The following is a 319-nucleotide window of genomic DNA, read 5'->3' as shown; positions in this document are numbered from 1 at the left end:
GACCATTATCGCCACCTCCGCCACGCTGGGTCTTGCCGGCACCGCCGCCCACGCCAACCACCACATGAGCGGCGACGAGCACGGCGCGTCCAGTGACGCCGCAGCCATGTTCGACTCCCACCTGCAGCAGGCCTTCCAGGCCATCGATACCGATGGCAACGGTTCCATCTCGCAACAAGAATGGGGCAACTGGCAGGCCGATGACGGCTTTTATGCCGCGCGCTTCGACGAGTTCGCCACCGATGATGCCGACGGCGTCGACTGGGACGAATATCACGGCGCAGTCACCGCGATGTACGACACATCCAGCCTCGACCAG

The 319-nt window shown here is 64.3% G+C and carries 1 protein-coding gene; it reads left to right on the top strand.

The genetic code is table 11. The features are described from left to right. Positions 1–319, top strand: a 319-nt coding sequence (locus E5162_RS14325; RefSeq protein ID WP_135945951.1) for an EF-hand domain-containing protein, incomplete at both ends; no start/stop codon positions are given.

The organism is Marinicauda pacifica (genome assembly GCF_004793635.1).
GTDB lineage: Bacteria > Pseudomonadota > Alphaproteobacteria > Caulobacterales > Maricaulaceae > Marinicauda > Marinicauda pacifica.
This window is presented reverse-complemented; position numbering and strand designations above follow the sequence as displayed.